The 18,725-nt window shown below is 75.3% G+C and carries 20 protein-coding genes; 10 read left to right on the top strand and 10 right to left on the bottom strand.

Annotated elements, in window-relative coordinates; genetic code table 11:
- Positions 1-332: 332 nt before the first annotated feature.
- Together ACWGL3_RS05640 and ACWGL3_RS05635 are read right to left on the bottom strand one after the other, a co-directional pair.
- On the bottom strand, positions 333-1,151 hold the full coding sequence (locus tag ACWGL3_RS05640) for an aldo/keto reductase (RefSeq protein ID WP_267948491.1): 819 nt from the start codon (positions 1,149-1,151) through the stop codon (positions 333-335).
- An 88-nt stretch (positions 1,152-1,239) separates the two neighbouring features.
- The gene (locus tag ACWGL3_RS05635) at positions 1,240-2,250 is read right to left on the bottom strand and encodes an NADP-dependent oxidoreductase (protein WP_267948490.1); all 1,011 of its coding nucleotides are present in this window, start codon (positions 2,248-2,250) and stop codon (positions 1,240-1,242) included.
- A gap of 98 nt (positions 2,251-2,348) precedes the next feature.
- Between ACWGL3_RS05635 and ACWGL3_RS05630 the strand changes: the two genes are divergently transcribed.
- The 3 genes from ACWGL3_RS05630 to ACWGL3_RS05620 all read left to right on the top strand — a co-directional run bounded on the left by ACWGL3_RS05630 (position 2,349) and on the right by ACWGL3_RS05620 (position 5,633).
- Complete coding sequence (locus tag ACWGL3_RS05630; protein ID WP_267948489.1) at positions 2,349-3,281, top strand: LysR family transcriptional regulator; 933 nt, start codon at positions 2,349-2,351, stop codon at positions 3,279-3,281.
- Positions 3,282-3,649: 368 nt separating this feature from the next.
- The gene (locus tag ACWGL3_RS05625) at positions 3,650-4,699 is read left to right on the top strand and encodes an endonuclease/exonuclease/phosphatase family protein (RefSeq protein WP_267948488.1); all 1,050 of its coding nucleotides are present in this window, start codon (positions 3,650-3,652) and stop codon (positions 4,697-4,699) included.
- A 97-nt stretch (positions 4,700-4,796) separates the two neighbouring features.
- On the top strand, positions 4,797-5,633 hold the full coding sequence (locus ACWGL3_RS05620) for a TIGR03619 family F420-dependent LLM class oxidoreductase (RefSeq protein ID WP_267948487.1): 837 nt from the start codon (positions 4,797-4,799) through the stop codon (positions 5,631-5,633).
- Between the two features lie 21 nt (positions 5,634-5,654).
- Here the strand turns inward: ACWGL3_RS05620 and ACWGL3_RS05615 are convergent, their stop codons facing one another.
- Positions 5,655-5,891 (bottom strand): hypothetical protein, encoded by a 237-nt coding sequence (locus ACWGL3_RS05615; protein ID WP_267948486.1) that lies wholly within the window; start codon positions 5,889-5,891, stop codon positions 5,655-5,657.
- Between the two features lie 132 nt (positions 5,892-6,023).
- On the opposite strand from ACWGL3_RS05615, the gene ACWGL3_RS05610 reads away from it, so the two are divergent.
- Positions 6,024-6,650, top strand: a complete 627-nt coding sequence (locus ACWGL3_RS05610; RefSeq protein ID WP_267948485.1) for an HAD-IA family hydrolase — start codon at positions 6,024-6,026, stop codon at positions 6,648-6,650.
- 142 nt (positions 6,651-6,792) lie between these two features.
- On the top strand, positions 6,793-7,251 hold the full coding sequence (locus tag ACWGL3_RS05605) for a GNAT family N-acetyltransferase (RefSeq protein ID WP_452460935.1): 459 nt from the start codon (positions 6,793-6,795) through the stop codon (positions 7,249-7,251).
- 142 nt (positions 7,252-7,393) lie between these two features.
- Here ACWGL3_RS05605 and ACWGL3_RS05600 read toward each other — a convergent pair whose 3' ends face one another.
- Both ACWGL3_RS05600 and ACWGL3_RS05595 read right to left on the bottom strand, forming a co-directional pair.
- Positions 7,394-8,182, bottom strand: coding sequence for a class I SAM-dependent methyltransferase (locus ACWGL3_RS05600; RefSeq protein WP_267950271.1), 789 nt, complete (start codon positions 8,180-8,182; stop codon positions 7,394-7,396).
- A gap of 119 nt (positions 8,183-8,301) precedes the next feature.
- Entirely contained in the window at positions 8,302-9,243 is a 942-nt protein-coding gene (locus ACWGL3_RS05595; RefSeq protein WP_267948483.1) for an AraC family transcriptional regulator, read from the bottom strand.
- 102 nt (positions 9,244-9,345) lie between these two features.
- On the opposite strand from ACWGL3_RS05595, the gene ACWGL3_RS05590 reads away from it, so the two are divergent.
- Positions 9,346-10,173: a Rossmann-fold NAD(P)-binding domain-containing protein gene (locus tag ACWGL3_RS05590; RefSeq protein ID WP_267948482.1), complete on the top strand. Its 828-nt coding sequence runs from the start codon at positions 9,346-9,348 to the stop codon at positions 10,171-10,173.
- Between the two features lie 41 nt (positions 10,174-10,214).
- On the opposite strand, the gene ACWGL3_RS05585 is transcribed toward ACWGL3_RS05590, so the two are convergent.
- Complete coding sequence (locus tag ACWGL3_RS05585; RefSeq protein ID WP_267948481.1) at positions 10,215-10,613, bottom strand: GNAT family N-acetyltransferase; 399 nt, start codon at positions 10,611-10,613, stop codon at positions 10,215-10,217.
- 109 nt (positions 10,614-10,722) lie between these two features.
- On the opposite strand from ACWGL3_RS05585, the gene ACWGL3_RS05580 reads away from it, so the two are divergent.
- From ACWGL3_RS05580 to ACWGL3_RS05565, 4 genes are all read left to right on the top strand, one after another.
- Positions 10,723-11,691 (top strand): arsenic resistance protein, encoded by a 969-nt coding sequence (locus ACWGL3_RS05580; protein WP_267948480.1) that lies wholly within the window; start codon positions 10,723-10,725, stop codon positions 11,689-11,691.
- Positions 11,692-11,954: 263 nt separating this feature from the next.
- Positions 11,955-13,478, top strand: a complete 1,524-nt coding sequence (dctA, locus tag ACWGL3_RS05575; protein WP_267948479.1) for a C4-dicarboxylate transporter DctA — start codon at positions 11,955-11,957, stop codon at positions 13,476-13,478.
- Between the two features lie 359 nt (positions 13,479-13,837).
- Positions 13,838-14,446 carry a hypothetical protein gene (locus ACWGL3_RS05570; RefSeq protein WP_267948478.1) on the top strand — a complete coding sequence of 203 codons (609 nt, stop codon included), beginning with the start codon at positions 13,838-13,840 and terminating at the stop codon, positions 14,444-14,446.
- Between the two features lie 98 nt (positions 14,447-14,544).
- Positions 14,545-15,189 carry a hypothetical protein gene (locus ACWGL3_RS05565; protein ID WP_452460934.1) on the top strand — a complete coding sequence of 215 codons (645 nt, stop codon included), beginning with the start codon at positions 14,545-14,547 and terminating at the stop codon, positions 15,187-15,189.
- Positions 15,190-15,217: 28 nt separating this feature from the next.
- On the opposite strand, the gene ACWGL3_RS05560 is transcribed toward ACWGL3_RS05565, so the two are convergent.
- From ACWGL3_RS05560 to ACWGL3_RS05545, 4 genes are all read right to left on the bottom strand, one after another.
- Positions 15,218-16,000 (bottom strand): putative hydro-lyase, encoded by a 783-nt coding sequence (locus ACWGL3_RS05560; protein WP_267948476.1) that lies wholly within the window; start codon positions 15,998-16,000, stop codon positions 15,218-15,220.
- A 55-nt stretch (positions 16,001-16,055) separates the two neighbouring features.
- Positions 16,056-16,916, bottom strand: coding sequence for a 5-oxoprolinase subunit C family protein (locus tag ACWGL3_RS05555; protein ID WP_267948475.1), 861 nt, complete (start codon positions 16,914-16,916; stop codon positions 16,056-16,058).
- Positions 16,913-17,569 carry a 5-oxoprolinase subunit B family protein gene (locus tag ACWGL3_RS05550; protein ID WP_267948474.1) on the bottom strand — a complete coding sequence of 219 codons (657 nt, stop codon included), beginning with the start codon at positions 17,567-17,569 and terminating at the stop codon, positions 16,913-16,915. Before ACWGL3_RS05550 ends, ACWGL3_RS05555 begins: the two co-directional genes overlap by 4 nt.
- 106 nt (positions 17,570-17,675) lie before the next feature.
- Positions 17,676-18,461 carry a LamB/YcsF family protein gene (locus ACWGL3_RS05545; RefSeq protein WP_267948473.1) on the bottom strand — a complete coding sequence of 262 codons (786 nt, stop codon included), beginning with the start codon at positions 18,459-18,461 and terminating at the stop codon, positions 17,676-17,678.
- Between the last annotated feature and the right edge of the window lie 264 nt (positions 18,462-18,725).

Below are 18,725 nucleotides of genomic sequence, written 5' to 3'. Positions count from 1 at the left end.
AGGAGAGCTGGTGTCCGCCGTCGTATGTTTCCCGGCGCACCAGAGGGACTGTACGCCTCTGTTCGGCACCACGCCACTCGGGGGCGGCGAAGGTCCTGACCCGAGACGTCCAGCAGGTCCATACCCCTTGCGGACCGGCCCTTGGGAAGGGTGTGGGCCGTGGTGCGCGCGCGTACCGTTTCGTCCGGTTCCGGCCATGCGCAGGGCGAGACGTTTGCTTCACGCCCCAGCCGTTTCGTCCCGCGAAAGACGCTCCCGGGCTGTTTCCACAGCCCGGGAGCGTCGGATGATCCCATCCCCGGGCCCGGTCACGGCCCCGGAGGAGACGGCTCTCAGCCGAGGGTGTCGGGGTCCGGACCGATCCGGCCGTCACGGTTCAGCGACCCGATCTTGTCCATGTCGTCACCGGACAGCTCGAAGTCGAAGACGTCGAAGTTCTCCCGGATCCGCGACGGGGTCACGGACTTGGGGATCACGACGTTGCCGCTCTGGATGTGCCAGCGCAGCACCGCCTGTGCGGCGGACTTGCCGTGCGCGGCGCCGATCGCGCCGAGCACGGGGTCCTGCAGCAGGTCCTTGCCCTGGCCCAGGGGGCTCCACGCCTCGGTGACGACGCCGTGCCGGGCGTTGGCCGCCCGCATGGCCTCCTGGGAGAAGTAGGGGTGCAGCTCGATCTGGTTGACGGCCGGGACCACGTCTCCCTCCTCCACGACGCGGTCCAGGGTCGCGGCGGTGAAGTTGGACACCCCGACGGCCTTGGCCCGCCCCTCGGAGTGGATGCGCTCCAGGGCCTTCCAGGTCTCGACGTAGGCGCCCCTCGCCGGCGCCGGCCAGTGGATGAGGTACAGGTCGACGTAGTCCAGGCCGAGCCGGTCGAGGCTGGCGTCGAAGGCCTTGAGCGCGTTGTCGTACCCCTGGTCGTCGTTCCACAGCTTGGTGGTGACGAACAACTCCTCCCGGGGGAGGCCCGACGCCGCGAGCGCACGGCCCGTACCGGCCTCGTTCTCGTACAGCTTGGCCGTGTCGATGCTGCGGTAGCCGCTCTCCAGGGCGGTCTCGACGGCGGCCTGGGCCGCGTCGTCGGCGACCTGCCAGACACCGAACCCGAGTTGCGGCATCGTGAGGCCGTTGTTCAGCGTGACGTACTGCATGGAAGCCTTTCCGTGGTCACGGAGGTCCGTGGTGGCTGCGGGGCGTGTCACCCATGATGGCAACCTGGAGTGCACTCCAGGCAAGGGCTCAGTCGGCGAGGCGGACCAGCATCTTGCCGGTGTTCGCCCCCCGCATCATGTCGAGGAAGGCCCGGACGGCGTTGTCGATGCCGTCGACCACGGTCTCCTCGGTGCGCAGCTCCCCGTCCGCGATCCAGCCCGCCGCCAGCCGGGCGTACTCGGCCGCCAGGTGGGCGTGGTCGCCGACGATGAACCCGCGCAGGTTGAGCCGCTTGCCGACCGCGAGGAACAGGTTGTCCGGCCCCGGGACGGGCTCGGTGGCGTTGTACTGGGAGATCGCGCCGCACAGGGCGATCCGCCCGTGGTCGCGCATCGCCGCGATGGCCGCCCGCAGGTGGGCGCCTCCGACGTTGTCGAAGTAGACGTCGATCCCGTCGGGCGCGGCCTCGGCGAGCTGCCCCTCCAGGTCGCCCTCGCGGTAGTCGATGGCGGCGTCGAAGCCGAACTGCTCGACGACCCGGCGCCGCTTCTCCGGGCCGCCCGCCGATCCGACCACGCGGGAGGCCCCGAGCTTGCGGGCGATCTGGCCGGCGATCGAGCCGACCGCTCCCGCGGCTCCCGAGACGAACACCACGTCGCCCTCCTTCACGGGGGCGACCTCGACGAGCCCGGCGTAGGCGGTGAGGCCGATCATGCCGAGGACGTTGAGGTAGTTCTCGACGGGGGCGAGGCCGGGGTCGACCACGCGCGCAGCCCCGGCGGGCAGGAGTGCGTACTCGCGCCACCCGGCGGAGTGCAGGACCGTGGCGCCGACCGGGACGTCGTCGCTGCCGGAGGCGACCACGGTGCCCACCGCACCGCCGTCCATCGCCTCGCCGAGGCGGTAGGGCGGGACGTAGGACTTGGCGTCGTTCATGCGGCCCCGCATGTAGGGGTCCACGGAGATCCACGAGTTGCGCACGAGGACCTCCCCGGCTCCGGGGTCGCCGACCTCGGTCTCGACGAGGGAGAAGTCGGCGGGCTCGGGCTCGCCGGAGGGGCGGGCGACGAGATGGACTTCCCTGCTGGTGACTGGCATGGCGCAACCTCCGGACGTCGTGTGCGGTGGACCGGGCTGCCCCGGTCCAGGCAGACACTAGTGCGGCAACGTATTCGTCCACCAATAAAATCGGCAAGGTGACCTATAGAGATTCCAATGGATCGGTTGCCGGGTCGCTGGACCTCCAGCAGCTGCGCACCTTCCTGGCCGTGCACAGGTCGGGCTCCTTCACCGCGGCCGCCCAGCTGTTGCGGCTGTCACAGCCGACGGTGACCACGCAGATCCGCTCGCTGGAGCGGAGGCTGGGCCACGAACTGTTCGACCGGCTGCCCCGGGGCGTGGCCCCCACCGCCGAGGCCAACGACCTGGCCGCCCGGATCGCCGAGCCGCTGGACGCCCTGGAGGCGGTGGCCGGGGAGAACGGCGGCGACGCGGCCTCCCCGCCCGTGCCGCTGCGGCTGGCGGGGCCCGCCGAGGCGCTCCACTGCCTGGTCCTGCCCGCCCTCGCCCCGCTGGTGGAGGAGGGGGTGCGGCTGCGGGCCCGGACCGGACCGGCCGACGACCTCCTGGACGGACTCCGCTCGGGCAGGCACGACCTGGTGCTGTCGACGGTGCGGCCGCGCGGTCGCACGCTGGTCGCCGATCCGCTGGCGGACACGGAGTCCGTCCTGGTGGCGTCGCCCGGGTGGGCGCGGCGGATCCACCGCGAACGGCTGGGCCGCCAGGGCTCCTCGGCGCTGTGCGCGACCCCCCTGGTGGCGTACGACGACGACCTGCCCCTCCTGCGCCGGTACTGGCGCCACGTGTTCGGCGTGCGGCTGACCTGCACGCCCGCGGTCACCGTGCCCGACCTGCGCGGGGTGCTGGCGGCGGTGGTCGGCGGCGCCGGGGTGACGGTGCTGCCGCGGTACCTGTGCCAGTCGGCGCTGGAGGACGGCCGCCTGGTCACGCTCCTGGACCCGGCGGATCCGCCCGTCGACACGGCCTACCTGGTGCGGCGCCCGGGAGCGGGCCATCCGCACCTGGAGAAGGCGTGGAAGCGGTTGACGGAGGCCGCCGCCCGGCCGTGAGTGCGGCCGGAGGGGTCGGCCGTGCGCCGCACCGCGCGGTCTCCGCCCCGTCGGCGAGGGGACCGGGCCGCGCGGCTGCCGGACGCCGCGTCGGCGGCGCGGGAGTCGGCGGGCGCGGGGACGCGGGCCGCGTCGCGCCCGGGCCCGCGAGGGTCCGGGCGGGGCCGGGTCCGAGCGGCGTTCCGCGAGGGGTACGCCGAGGGCCTGCGGTGCGGGACCGCCTGCCCCCGGCGGGCCCCGGGGCCGGTGGGATCGCGCCCCGGCGCTCCTGGCGCGGCTCCCGCCGGAAACCGCCCGAACCCGCCACCCCCGGGGGGAGTCCTATCCGGGGCGGGCGCGACCGTCCGCGGGACACGGAGGTCGGGGTCATGGATCAGGTGGGGACACGGGGAACGGCTCCTGCGGCTCCGGCCGCCCGCCGCCGCTCGGCGGCCGTGACCGTCCTGGTCGCGCTGGCGGCGGCGGGCTTCGCGGTGTTCGCCGCGCTGCGGGGGCTCGGCCTGGAGCGGGGATGGCCGCTGGTGCCCGTGCTGGCCTACACCCCGTACGTGCTGGGGGCCGCGCTCCTGGCGGCGACGGCCGCGGGCCTGCTGCGGCGGTGGGTGCCGCTGGCCGTGCTGGTCGCGGCGGCGGCCGTCCTCGCGGCGGCCGTCGTACCGCGCGCGATCCCCTTCGGGATCTCCGGGGCCGGCGGCCCGGAGCTGCGGGTCATGAGCCTGAACGCCCTCGGCGGCGGCGCCGACGTCGCCGAGGTGGTCGCACTGGTGCGCGACCGCGAGGTGACGGTCCTCGCCCTCCAGGAGGTCACACCTGACCTGTTGGAGGCCCTGTCCGAGGCCGGGCTCGACGACCTCCTCCCCCACACCGTCGACCACTCGGCCGCGGGTGTGCACGGCAGCAGCGTCCACGCGGCCCTCCCCCTCACCGACCTGGGCGACGCGGCGGCGGGGACCGGGGCGTTCGCGATGCCCCGCGCCGGCATGGAGGTGCCCGGGTACTCCTTCCCCGTGGAGGTGGTGTCGGTGCACCCCCTGCCTCCCCTGGCCCCCGGGACCATGGACGGGTGGCGGGACGGGCTGCGCGCCCTGTCCGGTCCCGGGGACGCGGAACCCGCGGCCGCGGACCCCGGGAACCGCCTCCACCGGCCGGGTCTCAGGATCCTGGCCGGCGACTTCAACGCCACCCTGGACCACGCCGAGCTGCGCCGCGTCCTGGACGAGGGCTACGTGAGCGCCGCGACCGTCCACGGCCGGGGGCTGGAGCCCACATGGCCGACGGGGGGCGGGCTGCCCGGCGTCACCATCGACCACGTGCTGGTCGACGAGTCGATGGGCGTCGGCGCGTTCGAGGTCGTGGAGGTCACGGGCAGCGACCACCGGGCGGTCCTCGCCCGGGTGACGCTGCCCGAGGGGCGGTGAGGGCCCGGCGCCGGAACGGGCGTGTCCACGGGGCCGGGGGCCTGGCCCGCCGGAGAGGGTCTCCCCGGGAGCCGGCGACACGGTCTACCGTCGGCTCATGAGCGAGCTGACCGAACCGATCACCGGCACCCGCCTCCAGGTGGTGCTCCCCGACGAGTCCCCGGAGATGCCCCCGGGGACCCTGACCGACCTGGGCGTCCGGGCGGAGGAGCTGGGGGTGGACGCCGTGTGGCTTCCGGACCACCTGCTGCCGCCCGCCCCGTACGGGACCACGTTCGGCGGCGTGTACGAGCCGCTGGTGACCCTGGCGCACCTGGCCGCCCGCACCACGCGGATCCGGCTGGGCACGTCGGTGCTGGTGGCGCCGTTGCGGGACCCCCTGGTCCTCGCGAAGCAGGCGGCGACCCTGGACGCCCTGTCGGGAGGGAGGTTCGTGCTGGGGGTGGGCGTCGGCTGGTCCGAGGAGGAGTTCGCCGCGGTGGGGGCCGACTTCGCCACACGCGGGGCCCGGACGGACGAGACGCTGCGGCTGCTGCGGCACCTGTTCGGGGGCGGCGGCCCGTTCGAGGGCCGGTTCCACTCCTACGGGAGCGGCGTGTTCGAGCCCCGCCCGGCGCGTCCCGTGCCGGTGATGGTCGGCGGCGCCTCCGACCGGGCGCTGCGGCGCGCGGCCGAGTGGGGCGACGAGTGGCAGGGCGTCGGACTGACCGCGGAGAAGTTCGTGGCGGCGCGCAACCGGCTGCGGTGCCTGACCGACCGCCCCGTCCGGTCGGGCACCCGGATCGCCTGGTCCGGGGACGAGGAGGGCTTCGGCCGCGCCGTGGAGCTGTTCCGGGAGCTGACGGCCGCCGGGGCGGACTCGGTGGCGGTGTGGTTCGGCGACGCGGAGGGGTTCGGCGGGCGCATGGAGAGGTTCGTGGCGGCGCTGCGCTGACCGAGCCGCGCGGGGCGGTCCCTACTTCTGGGAGCCGAGGACCCCCCGCCCCCCGTACTTCTTGTGGACGGCCTGCTTGGAGACGCCGAGGGCCTCCGCGACCTCGGCCCAGGTGGAGCCCCGGTTGCGCGCCCGGCGCACGAGTACGGCCTCGACCCGCTCCATCTCCCTGCGGACGCGCATCGTGGCGTCGAGACCGGCCAGGGGGTCGTCGCCGTCGGTGGCGCGGGCGAGGGCGATCAGCTGTTCGGTGTCCATGGGTCAACTGTAATTGACCGCCCTCCGGCGGCCGACCGCGGGCGGGGCGCGTCCCGCCCGTTCCGACCGCCGCGCGCCGCACCGGGTTCTGGCACCCTGGAGGAGCGACCGATCCGGAACCGAGGGGGCGACGTGGGCGGCTACGACGGGGCGACGGTGCTGTTCGACCTGGACGGCGTGCTGGTGGACTCCATGGAGAGCGTCCGCGCCGGCCTCACGGCGTGGGCCGCCGAACGCGGCCTCGACGTGGACGAGGTCCTGGAGCACAGCCACGGGCGCACCGACATCGGACTGGCGCGCCTGGTCGCCCCGCACCTGGACCCGGTCGAGGAGGCCCGGCGGATCGAGGCCCACGAGGCCGCCGCGGGCGACGGGGTCCGGGCCCTGCCCGCGGCCCTGGGCCTGCTCACCGAACTCGACGCCCGCGGGCGCCCCTGGGCGGTCGTCACGTCCGGGGGCGACAGGATCGCCCGCTCCCGCCTCGGGACGGCCGGGCTGCCGTTCCCCCGGGTGCTGGTGACCGCCGACGACGTCACCGAGGGCAAGCCCGACCCCGAGCCGTACCTGCTGGGCGCCGAGCGCATGGGGGTCTCCCCGCAGAGGTGCGTGGTGGTGGAGGACTCCCCCAACGGGGCGAGCGCCGGGATCGCCGCCGGGATGCCCGTGCTCGCGGTGGCGACCACGAGCCCTCCGGCGGAGCTCGCGCACGCGACCACGGTGGTGGCGGACCTCGCGGCCGTCGCCCGGCTGCTGCTCTGACGGTGCGGCGCGGGTCCGACCGGTCGGGCGCCCGTGCGGCGGGCCCCGCGGGGGTGCGCACCGGCGGACCCTGTATCCATGGACCGGACGGACCCGTGCCGGTTCGGGGGTGCCGTACCCCCTTGTCCTCCGAGGAGAGCCCATGCCCACCACCCTCGTCATCGACCGCGCCCGCGCCGAGGACATGGCGGCGATCGTCGCCCTGCTCGCCGACGACGTGCTCGGCTCGCGACGCGAGGACCCGGACGACCACGCCTCCTACCTCGCGGCGTTCGAGGCGGTCGACGCCGACCCCCGGCACGTCCTCGCCGTGGCGCGCCGCGACGGGAGGGTGGTCGCGACCCTGCAGCTGACGATCCTTCCCGGTCTCTCCCACCGCGGCGCGACACGCGCACAGGTGGAGGGGGTCCGCGTGCACGCGGACGAGCGGGGCAGCGGTGTGGGCTCGGAGATGATGGCCTGGGCCGAGGCGGAGGCGCGCGGACGCGGGGCGAAGGTGCTCCAGCTGACCTCGGACTCCACGCGCGGTGACGCGCACCGCTTCTACGCCGGCCTGGGGTACGCCGCCTCCCACGTCGGCTTCAAGAAGCGGCTCGCCTGACCCGTGCCGCCGGCGCGGCCCGTGACCGGTTCCGTCCGGCGGTGGCCGCGCCCGCCCCGCGCGGGCCCGCCACGGGTCGACGAAACCGGGGCGGCAGCGGGCCGGGGCGCGCCCCGGCCCGCGCGGACCGGCCCCTCCGGGCTCAGCCCTCGCGGCGGGCGAGGAAGAGCCTGGACGTGTAGGGGATCCGCACCTCCCCCTCCGGGAAGTGCTCGGCGACGAGCGCGGCGAGGGCGTCGCGGGTGCGCCGCTCCCCGATGTTGCGGACCACCGCGGCCACCTTGCTGGAGGACAGGGCCGTGCCGACGAACCCCTCGGGGTCGAGGACGCGCGTCCAGGAGGCGCTGCTCTCCACCGCGTCGGCCAGGCCGTCGGCGGCGTTCATCTCGCCCGCGGTGTCGTAGGCCCGGTAGTCGCGGCGGTGGTCGTCCCCGTACTCCTCCAGGAGGCCCTCGTAGGCGTCCACGAACGCGCCGGCGGTCCAGTCGCGGTCGTTGTTGAGGACCGCGACGGTCCCGCCGGGCGCGAGCAGCCGCGCGGCCTCGGCGTAGAACGCGGGCCGGTCGAACCAGTGCACGGCCTGCGCCGCGAGCACGAGGACGGCCGAGGAGTCCGGGAAGGGGACCTCCTCGGCCCTGCCCTCGACGAACTCGACCCCCTCGGGGGCGCCCGCCTCGGCCGTGCGCCGCATGGCCCGGCCGGGTTCGACCCCGACGATCCGGGGCGCGGGACCGAACACGCGGCGCAGGGCCCGTGTGGAGATCCCGGTCCCCGCGCCCACATCGAGCATCAGCCACGGCGCGGGCCAGGACCCCCGCTCCCCGGCGCGGACGTGCCCGTCGAGCCGTTCGAGGAGCACCGCGGGGTAGTCGGGGCGGTAGCGGCGGTAGTCGTCGGTGAGCTGGTCGAACGCCTGGGTCCTGTCGGCCACGGGGGTCCTCTCCGTCATGGGCTTCCTGTGCGGAACCTACCGGACACACACCGTGGCGGCCCCGGCGGACGTTCCGCCGCGGCCGGGACCACGCGGGCGAGGACGGGGCTCCGGGGGTCTCAGGACCCGGACGCGGCCCGGCGGTAGGACGACGGGCTCGCACCCGTGTGGTTCTTGAAGGCCGCGCTGAAGGCGAACGCGCTCCCGTACCCGACACGGGCGGCCACCGCCTCCAGGCCCAGCTCGGGCCGGGCCGTGAGCAGGTCCCCCGCGACGGTGAGCCGCCAGGTGCGCAGGTAGGTCATGGGCGGGGTCCCCACCGCCTTCTGGAACCTGGCCGCGAGGGTCGCGCGGGAGACCGCGCACTCCCCCGCCAGGGTGTCCAGGGTCCAGGGGTCGGCGACGCGTTCGTGCAGCGCCTCCAGCGCCCGGGCGACGACGGGGTCGTGCTGGGCGCTCAGCCAGTTCGGCGCGCTGTCCGGGTTGTCCTCCAGCCAGGCCCGTACCGCCATGACCAGCAAGCAGTCGAGGAGCCGGTCGTTGAGGCTCGCCTGGGCGACCCGGCCGGTGGTGATCTCGCGGGCCAGCAGGTCCACCAGCGCGGGGTCGACCCGCCCCGCGGGGAGGAGCGCCAGCGGCGGCAGCGCGGCCAGCGCCAGCCGCCCGACCTCGCTGTCGTCCTCGTACGCCCCGACCACCATCGTGTCCGCGCCGCCGGGGTCGTTGCCCCAGGTCCCGACGCCGTGGCTCATGGCCAGGCGGACCTCCTGCCCGTCCCCGGCGACACAGCGCTGCCCCGGGAGGACGGTGATGGACGGGGCGCGACCGCTCCGGTCCGCGACCGTGTAGGGGGCGGGTCCTCGCACGAGCACGACGTCTCCGGGCCCGGCCTCGGCCTCGGTCCCGGGCCTGCCCACCCAGGCGCGCCCCGAGGTGACCACCACCAGGGCCAGGGCGGCGCCGTCCCGCACGTCGATCGCCCACGGCGGGCTCATCACCGCGCGCAGCGTGAAGGCGCCGCGCGCGCGGGGGCCGTCCAGGAGGTGCACGAGGGGGTCCATACCGGCATCCTAGTCCCACGGATTGCAGTTTCTGGACGTTCTCTTATGAAAATCAGCAGAACCATCATGTTCCATCCGAGTTTGCCGTGGTGGACTGGGGCCATGAACACGAACGACACCGTCCTCGTCACCGGCGGCACCGGCATGACCGGCCGCCGCGTCACCTCCCTCCTCCGCCGCCTCGGCGCACACGTCCGGGTCGGCTCCCGCGCGGGCGCCCCCGCCTTCGACTGGCACGACGCCGCCACCTGGGACGCCGTCCTCGACGACGTCACGTCCGTCTACCTGTGCTTCCACCCCGACCTCGCCTTCCCGGGGGCGGAGCGGGCCGTCTCCGCGTTCGCCGCCCGCGCGGCGGAGCGGGGGGCGCGACGCATGGTCCTGCTCTCCGGCCGAGGGGAGGAGGGGGCCCGGGCCGCGGAGGAGGCCGTCCGCCGGGTGTTCCCCGGGCTGACGGTGCTGCGCTGCTCGGTGTTCGCCCAGGACTTCTCCGAGAGCTTCCTGCTGGGGCCGGTCATGGACGGCACCCTGGCGCTGCCCGTCCCCGACGTGCCCGAGCCCTTCGTCGACCTCGACGACGTCGCGGAGGTCGCGGTGCGGGCGCTGGTCTCGGACGGCCACGCGGGGGTGCTGTACGAGCTGACCGGCCCGGAGGCCGTCACGTTCACCGAGGCCGCCCGGATCGTGGGCGGGGCCTCCGGACGCCCCGTCGCCTACCTCGAGGTCACGGAGGAGGAGTTCGTCGCCGGAGCCGTCGGAGCCGGGGTACCCGTCGAGGTGGCACGGGGCCTGGCGGCCCTCTTCGGGGAGATCCTGGACGGCCGCAACTCCAGTCCGGCGGACGGCGTGGAGCGGGCGCTGGGCCGACCGGCCACGGGGTTCGACGCATACGCCCGCCGTGCCGCGCGCGCCGGGGCGTGGAGCGGGTGACGCCTGCCCCCGGGCGCGGCCCGGCGTCGTCCGCCCCCCGTTCACAGGGCGATGAGGCCCGCCCGGGTGGGGGCGAACCCGCACGCCCGGAGGTAGAAGGGCTCCAGGTGCGGCTCGAAGTCCACGTGCAGCCACCGGCACCCGGCGTCCCGGGCCCGCTCGGTGGCGAGGCGCACCAGCCCGGCGCCGATCCCGGCGCGTCGCAGGCGCGGGTCGGTCACGGTGTCCAGGACGAACGCGTGGACGCCCCCGTCCCAGACCACGTTGACGAAGCCGACGAGCTCGTCCCCCCGGCGGGCGCACACCCAGCCCAGGCTGTGGTCGTTGACGCGCCCCCACACGTCCGCCGCGTCCCCGGGCGCGTACCCGAACCCTCGTGCGTGGAGGGCGTCGACCTCGGCGTTGTCGAAGGCTCCGCGCCAGATGTGCTCCACGGTCATCCGCGTGATCCTAGCGGAGGGGCGTCGCGCCGCAGGGGGCGGGAAACCCCTGGGAGGCGTGCGGCGACTAGCGTGGACACGCCCGTCCCGCCCACCAGGAAGCCGCCGCGTGTCCACGTCAGAGAAGTTCCAGAGTGTGTTCGTGGCGATGGCCGCACTGGGCGGGCTGGGCCTGGGCCTGCTGCTGCCGGTCGGCGGGGCGGCCGGGCACCTCGTGCTGCCCGCCCTGATGCTGATGCTGACAGCGGTGTTCGTGCAGGTCGACGCCGGCCAGGTGCGGGAGGCGCGCTCCGCGCGCTCCGCCGTCGCCGCCGGCCTCGTGCTCAACTTCGTGTTCACGCCGCTGCTCGCGGGCGCCCTGGGCGCCGGGCTGCTCGGCGACTCGCCCGACCTGCGGATCGGCCTCCTCCTGCTGCTGGTCACCCCGTGCACGGACTGGTACCTGGTGTTCACCGGCCTGGCCCGGGGCCACATGGGCATGGCCGCGGCGGTGCTGCCGGTGAACCTGGTCCTCCAACTCCTGCTGCTGCCCGTGTACGTGCTGCTCCTCGGCGGCGACGCGGCGATGGTGGACACGGGGACCCTGGTGGAGGCGGTCCTGCTGGTCCTGGTGGTCCCCCTGGTCCTGGCGGTGGCCGCCCGGTGGGCGGCCCGCAGGTGGAGGGGCGCCGCCTGGCGGGACGGCGTCATGGCGCCCCGGGCCTCCCGCGCGGTGCTCCCGCTGCTGTACGCGGCGGTGCTCGCCATGTTCGCCTGGCAGGCGCGCACGGTCGCCTCCCACCTGGGCGACCTGGCGGGCCTGGTCCCTCCCCTGGTCCTGTTCTTCGTCGTCGCGCCGTCGGCGGCCCTGCTCGCGTCGCGCCTGCTGCGCCTTCCCCCCGACCAGCGGGTCACGCTGGTCATGACGACCGCGGCGCGCAACTCGCCGATCGCGCTGGCGATCGCCGTGGCGGCCTTCCCCGACCGGCCCCTCGTCGCGGTGGCGCTGGTGGCCGGCCCGCTCCTGGAACTGCCGGTGCTGGCCCTGCTCTCCCAGCTCGTGCGGGTGCGCCCGCGAGCCGACGCGCCCGGAACCTGAGCCCCGGGCCGCCTCCCCACCGCGGCCGCCCCGTCCTCGCAGGTGAACGGGGCGCGCACCGGCCGACACCCCGGAACGGGGCACGCCCGCGCCCAGGAACCGACCCGCGTCGGCAACGCAAAGTTAACCAAGGCGTCGCAAAGCACGACAGAGCGTGATCGAATGTCAGGTAAATCTTAAGTTTCCCCCGCGTGACTTGGCCCCCGAACACACCTCGGCGAAAGTTCCTGTGACCCGCCACACAGGACCCTGAAGGAGAGGCCATGCCGAGTTTCGGACGCGCCGCCACAGCAGGGCAGGGCGCCGACAAGGCACCGGCCCCGCCCAAGAAGCCCATCTACCGCCACCTCTACTTCTGGGTGCTCGTCGGCATCGCCCTCGGCATCGCCGTCGGCCTGCTCTTCCCGGCCCAGGGCGCCGAGATGCGCTGGCTCGCGGACCTGTTCATCAAGCTCGTCAAGGTCGTCATCGCGCCGACGATCTTCTGTACCGTCGTGGTCGGCATCGCCAGCCTCGGCAACCTCGCCAAGGCCGGCGGGCTCGCCCTGCGCACGCTCGTGTACTTCACCGCGCTGACCGTGATCGCCCTCGCCATCGGCCTGGTCACCGTCAACATCATGCGTCCGGGCGCCGGCCTGAACATGTCGTTCGACGAGGCCGACGCGGCCGACACCATCGCCGCCGCGGAGGGCGCCGAGGGCGGCATCTCCGGCTTCATCCTGCACATGGTGCCCGAATCCTTCTTCGGGGCCTTCGTCGACGGCCAGCTCATCCAGGTCCTCGTCCTGGCCGTGCTGGTCGCCTGCGCCCTCACCATGCTGGGCAAGCGCGGCCAGACCGCGGTCCGCGCCCTGGACACGATGTCGCACGTCATGTTCGGCGTCATCAAGATCGTCATGTACACCGCGCCGCTCGGCGCGTTCGGCGGCATGGCCTTCACGATCGGCGAGTACGGCGGCCAGGTGCTCGGCAGCCTCGCCTACTTCATGATCAGCTTCTACATCACCTGTGTGCTGTTCATCGTGGTGGTCCTCGGGATCGTCAGCCGCCTGGCCGGGTTCAGCCTGTTCAAGGTGCTGCGCCTCATCCGCGACGAGCTGCTGATCGTGCTGGGCACCTCCTCCAGCGAGTCGGTCCTGCCGCGCATGCTGGTCAAGCTGGAGGCCGCGGGCGTCAAGAAGTCCGTGGTCGGCCTGACCATCCCGACCGGGTACTCGTTCAACCTGGACGGCACCGCGATCTACATGACCATGGGCGCCATCTTCATCGCCCAGGCGACCGGTTCCGACATCTCCGTGTGGACGCAGATCGGCCTCCTGCTGTTCATGCTGCTCTCCAGCAAGGGCGCGGCGGGCGTCAGCGGCGCCGGCCTGGTCACCCTGGCCGCCTCGCTGGCCGCCTTCGGCGACGTCATCCCGCTCGCGGGCATCGCGCTCATCGTCGGCATCGACCGCTTCATGTCCGAGGCCCGCTCGCTGACCAACCTGATCGGCAACGCCGTCGGCACCCTGGTCATCGCCCGCTGGACCGGCGGCCTGGACCGCGACCGCCTGCGGGAGGTCCTGGACAGGCCGAACACCATCGACATGGACGCCCTGATGAGCTACGACGCCGAGGAGGGGGCCGCGGCCCGCGCCCGGGAGGACGGCTCCACGGCGACCGGGTCCGCCGACGCCGACGCCGAGGGGGCCGACGCGGCGCCCGCCGCCGAGGCGACCGCCACGGGCGGGGCGGCCGTGGGCGGCGAGGGCGGGGACCGCACCCCCGCGGAGGTCAAGGGCGGCTAGCCACAGGGCGGGCCGGCCCTCCCGGGACCGCAACCGGCCCGCCGCGGTGTCGCGGCGCCTCCCGAGCCCTCGCTCCGACACCGTTTCCCACCGCCCCGGGCGGGACCCCGTGACCACACGGGTCCGCCCGGGGCGGACCCGTGTCCTGACCGGGGGCGAGCCGCTGCGACCGCCCCCGGTCCGGCGCGTCTGCGCACCGGCCCGGGGCGTCCTGCCGCCCCTCAGGGCCGGGACCGTCCACCGGGAGGGCGGCCGGCGCACGGGGAATCGGCGCCGACCGGTGCGAACGGCCCCGGAAGCGGGTAACGCGCAACCGTGGGTCCCGACCCGCGACCGCCCCCTACCCCCCGGGAGTCCCCGTGAAGCTGTACGCCGACCACCCCGTGCGCGCGTTCGTCCAGATCGCCTCCGACGTGCTCGTCCTGGCCTGGGTCTACGTCTGGGTCCGCGCGGCGCTGTCGCTGCGCGAGACCGTCCTGGCCCTGGACCGTCCCGGCGAACTGCTGGAGGACACCGGCCGGGGGTTCACCGAGCACATGGCCGGCGCCGCCGAGCAGGCCCGGAGGGTGCCCGTCGCCGGGGAGGCGCTCGCCGCCCCGTTCACCGGCATGAGCGGGACCGGGGAGTCCCTGGCCTCCGCGGGCGACTCCTTCCGGGAGTCGGTGGCGTCGCTGGCGCTGACCCTTCCGCTGCTCACCGTCTCGCTCCCCCTGCTGCTGGTCGCGGCGACGTGGCTGCCCGCCCGGGTCCGCTGGGTGCGCCAGGCCGGCGCCACCCGGCGGCTGCGCGGACTCGCCCCTGAGGCCCGCTCGCGGCTCCTGGCCCTGCGCGCCCTGGCGTCGGTGGCGCCGTCGAGGCTCGTCGGCGTGCACGAGGACCCGGCGGGCGCGTGGCACGCCGACGACCGGAGGGCCGTCGACGCGCTGGCCGGCCTGGAGCTGCGGCGTCTGGGGCTGCGCGGGTTCTGACCCGCCCGCCCCGGCCCCGGCCGCGTGCCACGGCGGGCCGGGCGGACACCGGCGCCCGTGCCTACGCTGGGGACGCCACCGACCCACCGGGAGCCGACATGCGCCTCTCCGCCCTTCTGGACCCCGACTCCGTCCCCCTGGACTCCGACGCCACCGTGTCCGTCCTGCTCGACATCACCGCGCCCGGGCGCGCGGAGGACCCCGACACGGCGTGCGCCCCCGTCGCCCGGGAGGCCGGGTACCCCCCGGCCGGGACCGCCCGGGCCGTGTCCCTGCGCGTACCGGTCGGCCCCCGCCTGAACGGCGCCCGGGTCGTCGGGGGGACGCCGTCCCGCCGGTTGCCCGACGGGTCGCTCGTGGTCGAGCTCGGCGACTTCCGCTCGGGGGAGGGCCGGCGCCTCCTCCTGCGCCTGGAGGTCCCCGGCCTGTCCTGCCCGGGACCCGCCACCGTCACCGCCCTCGAAGCCGCCTACGTGGACCCGGCGACCCTCGCCGCGCACACCGCGGTCCTGCCGGTCACCGTCGACGTGGTGCCCGGTGGACGGACGTCCTCGCGGGCGAACCGGTCCGACAGCACCCGCGAGCGGGGACGCGACGGCGCGCCCCCGCGCGAGGGCGTCATCCACGGTGAGCAGACCGACCGCGGCCGCCCCACGCCGGACCGGGCGCCCCCGGCTCCGGGCGGGGGCGGCAGGCGCGGGCCCGGGACGCCACGGGACCCCGGGCCTCCCCCGAACCGCTGACCCCGCCGGCCCCGGAACGGCCGGCGGACTACGGGACCTGGTAGGAGGAGTCCCTGACGTCGGTGATCGCCATGTGGCCGGGAGCGTGCCCGATCGCGAACTCGGGCGCGGACGCGGTCACCGCGGCCTGCGGGGTCACCCCGCAGGCCCAGAAGACGGGGATCTCGCCCGGGCGCACCTCGACCGCGTCGCCGTAGTCGGGCCTGTCCAGGTCCGTGATCCCCAGCGCCGCCGGGTCGCCGACGTGCACAGGCGCGCCGTGCACCGCCGGGTACCGCGAGGTGATGCGGACCGCGTCGGCGACCTGGTGGGCGGGGATCGGCCGCATGGAGACGACGAGCGGGCCCCGGAAGCGACCGGCCGGGCGGCACTCCCGGTTGGTCGCGTACATGGCCACGTTGCTGCCCGCCTCGATGTGGCGGACCGGGACCCCGGCCTCCAGAAGCGGCGTCTCGAACGTGAAGCTGCACCCGATGAGGAAGGCGACGAGGTCGTCCCGCCACAGGTCGGTGACGTCGGTGCGCTCCTCCACCAGCGCGCCGTCGCGGTACACGCGGTAGGCGGGCAGGTCGGTGCGCAGGTCGCCGTCGAACACCGACGCGTCCACCTGCCCCGGCTCCGTGACGTCCAGGATCGGGCAGGACTTCGGGTTGCGCTGCGCGAACAGCAGGAAGTCGAACGCGTCCTCGCGCGGCAGCGCGATGAGGTTGGCCTGCGCGTACCCCGGGCTGTACCCGGAGGTGGGCGCCTTCAGCCCGCCCCTGAAGAGGGCGCGCGCCCGGCTCGGTGAGAGTTCCGCCGGTGAAGTCATGGTGTCTCCTGCCTCTCGTTCTGGCCTGTGGGAGTACCGCGGTCCCGGACCCGCCTCACATGGCGAACCGGATCCGGCTTCCGGGGCGGGCCTGCGCGGCCTTGGGCAGGTCCGCCGTGCGCACGACGGCCACCACCGGGTAGCCGCCCGTGACGGGGTGGTCGGCGAGGAACAGCACCGGCTCCCCGCCGGGCGGTACCTGGAGGGAGCCCACGACCATGCCCTCGCTCGGGAGCTCGCCGGAGCGCGAGGGCGCGCGTTCGAGGACGGGGCCGGACAGCCGGGCCCCCACCCGGTCGCTGCGGGAGGTCACCTCGTACTCGCCGGAGAGGAGCGTGGCGATCGCGTCGTCGGTGAACCAGTCCTCGCGGGGGCCCAGGTCGACCCGGAGGGTCGCCTCGGGCCCGCCGACGGGTGCGACGGCCGCATGGTCGACGCGGGGGAAGCCGGAGGGGGCCGGTCCCACCGGCAGCACCGCGCCCGGCACGGGCGCCTCCGGTCCGAGCCCGGCGAGCACGTCGGTGCTGCGCGAGCCGAGGACCGGCGGGACGTCCACGCCGCCGCGCACGGCCAGGTAGGTGCGCAGGCCCCGGGAGGGCATGCCCATGGTGAGCTCCGCGCCGTCGGGCAGGTGCAGGACCGTGTTCGCGGCGGCGCCGCGCCCGTCCACCGACAGCGGCGCCTCGGCGCCCGTGACGGCGACCGTCACCGCTCCCCGGGCCCGCACGCGCAGCCCGCCCAGGGTCGCCTCCAGCGCCGCGGCGCCCTCCGGGTTGGCGAGCAGCCTGTTGGCGAGGGCGTAGGAGGCCGCGTCGGCGGCGCCGGAGCGGCCCACGCCCAGGTCGGCGTGGCCGAACCGGCCCGTGTCCTGCACCGTGGTCAGGGGCCCGGTGGCGATGATCTCCAGAGCGCTCATGACGCCGTCGCCCCCGTCCGCGCGTCCGCGCCGGCGTCCGGGGATCCCGCGTCCGTGAAGCGTACGCGGACCCCGGGCCGGAGCAGGCCGGGCGGTTCGCGGTCCAGGTCCCAGACCCTGGCCCCGGTCCTGCCGAGCAGCTGCCAGCCCCCCGGGGAGCTCCGCGGGTACACCCCGGTGAACTCGCCGGCGAGCGCGACCGAGCCGGCCGGGACCCGGGTGCGGGCCTCGCTCCTGCGGGGGACGTGGAGGCGCGGGTCGTCGCAGACCATGTAGCCGAACCCCGGCGCGAAACCGCAGAAGGCGACGGTCCATGTGGCCGCGGTGTGCGCCCTGACCACGCCGTCCCGGGTGAGCCCGGTCAGCTCGGCGACGTCGTCGAGGTCCTCGCCGTCGTAGACGACGGGGATGGTGACCGCGTCACCGGCCGCCCGCTCCGCCCCCGGCGCCGGGGACAGCGCGCGGACCGCCGAGGCGATCCCCTCCGGAGGTGTGCCGGGTTCGATCCGCAGCAGCACGGTGCGGGCGGCCGGGACGACGTCGGTGACGCCGGGGACGGGGTGCGCCTCGAGCGCGGAGCGCAGGGCCATCACCTCGGCCAGGTCCCCGACCTCCACGAGCACCCCGCTGTCGGCACACTTCAGGACACGCAACAAGACTCCTCAACCTGGTGGTGGCGGACCTGCCGGCGGCAGCAGGCCGTCTTCGCGCGAAGAGGTGCGCACGCCCCCGCGTGCGCACCTCCCCGGACGGGAACGGTCACGCGTCCTCCGGGGCGGCCGGGGCCTCCCGGGTGAACGGCGCGACGGCGACCCCGGCGGAGCGGAGCCGGTCCGCGACGGCGCGGGCGATCTCCACCGCGCCGGGGCTGTCGCCGTGCACGCACAGGGAGTCGGCGGCGATCACGATCTCCGTCCCGTCAATCGCCTCGACCGGCAGGCCGCGGGCGATCCGCAGGCAGCGCTCGGCGATCGCGGCGGGGTCGTGGAGCACGGCTCCGGGTTCGCGACGGGACACCAGGACGCCCTCGGGGGTGTACGCGCGGTCGGCGAAAGCCTCCCGGTAGGTGCGCAGCCCGGCCTCCTCCGCCAGGGCGAGGAAGCGGGACCCGGGCAGGCCGAGCACGGGCAGGCCGGGGTCGAAGGCGCGGACGGCCTCGACGACGGCGGCGGCCTGCTGCTCGTGGTGCACGATCGTGTTGTAGAGGGCGCCGTGCGGTTTGACGTAGCGGATGCGGTCGTCGGCCAGCCGGGTGAACGCCGCCAGGGCGCCCAGCTGGTAGACGACGTCGTTGGTGAGGTCGGCGGGCGGGACGTCGACGAAGCGGCGGCCGAACCCGGCGAGGTCCCGGTAGCCGACGTGCGCGCCGACGGCCACGTTCCGCTCCTTGGCGTCGGCCGTGGTGCGGCGCAGCACGCTCGGGTCCCCGGCGTGGAAGCCGCAGGCGACGTTGGCGCTGGTCACGACGGACAGCAGGGCCCGGTCGTCACCGAGCTCCCAGCGGCCGAAGCTCTCGCCGAGGTCGGAGTTGAGGTCGATGCGCAACGTCGGTGCTCCTCGTTCTTCTTCGTGCCTGCCGGGGCGTCCGGACCGCGCGCCTCCGCGCCCGCGGCGCCCGCCGCCCCTCGGCACTGCCGTACTGTGCGGGCCCCTCACGGGGCTCCTACCCCGTCCGGTCCGCGAGTCCCGGACCTGACGGCGCAGGGGGGTGGAACGGGGGGCGCGGCGGGGCCCCCCCCCGCCCCCCCCCGCACCCCCGGGCGCGGATTCACCTCAGGCCCCGGCCCCGGAATAGGTGGGGTCGAGAGC

It is taken from the genome of Nocardiopsis sp. NPDC055824, from assembly GCF_053616335.1.
The sequence above is the reverse complement of the archived record's forward strand: the minus strand, read 5'-3'. Positions and strand labels throughout refer to the sequence as shown.

What these genes read in the sequence shown, in the direction of transcription:
- ACWGL3_RS05640 (WP_267948491.1), bottom strand. Translation starts at nt 1,151, where the DNA reads ATGCAGTACGTCACGCTGAACAACGGCCTCACGATGCCGCAACTCGGG.
- ACWGL3_RS05635 (WP_267948490.1), bottom strand. Translation starts at nt 2,250, where the DNA reads ATGCCAGTCACCAGCAGGGAAGTCCATCTCGTCGCCCGCCCCTCCGGC.
- ACWGL3_RS05625 (WP_267948488.1), top strand. Translation starts at nt 3,650, where the DNA reads ATGGATCAGGTGGGGACACGGGGAACGGCTCCTGCGGCTCCGGCCGCC.
- ACWGL3_RS05620 (WP_267948487.1), top strand. Translation starts at nt 4,797, where the DNA reads ATGAGCGAGCTGACCGAACCGATCACCGGCACCCGCCTCCAGGTGGTG.
- ACWGL3_RS05615 (WP_267948486.1), bottom strand. Translation starts at nt 5,891, where the DNA reads ATGGACACCGAACAGCTGATCGCCCTCGCCCGCGCCACCGACGGCGAC.
- ACWGL3_RS05605 (WP_452460935.1), top strand. Translation starts at nt 6,793, where the DNA reads ATGCCCACCACCCTCGTCATCGACCGCGCCCGCGCCGAGGACATGGCG.
- ACWGL3_RS05595 (WP_267948483.1), bottom strand. Translation starts at nt 9,243, where the DNA reads ATGGACCCCCTCGTGCACCTCCTGGACGGCCCCCGCGCGCGCGGCGCC.
- ACWGL3_RS05590 (WP_267948482.1), top strand. Translation starts at nt 9,346, where the DNA reads ATGAACACGAACGACACCGTCCTCGTCACCGGCGGCACCGGCATGACC.
- ACWGL3_RS05585 (WP_267948481.1), bottom strand. Translation starts at nt 10,613, where the DNA reads ATGACCGTGGAGCACATCTGGCGCGGAGCCTTCGACAACGCCGAGGTC.
- dctA (WP_267948479.1), top strand. Translation starts at nt 11,955, where the DNA reads ATGCCGAGTTTCGGACGCGCCGCCACAGCAGGGCAGGGCGCCGACAAG.
- ACWGL3_RS05565 (WP_452460934.1), top strand. Translation starts at nt 14,545, where the DNA reads ATGCGCCTCTCCGCCCTTCTGGACCCCGACTCCGTCCCCCTGGACTCC.
- ACWGL3_RS05560 (WP_267948476.1), bottom strand. Translation starts at nt 16,000, where the DNA reads ATGACTTCACCGGCGGAACTCTCACCGAGCCGGGCGCGCGCCCTCTTC.
- ACWGL3_RS05555 (WP_267948475.1), bottom strand. Translation starts at nt 16,916, where the DNA reads ATGAGCGCTCTGGAGATCATCGCCACCGGGCCCCTGACCACGGTGCAG.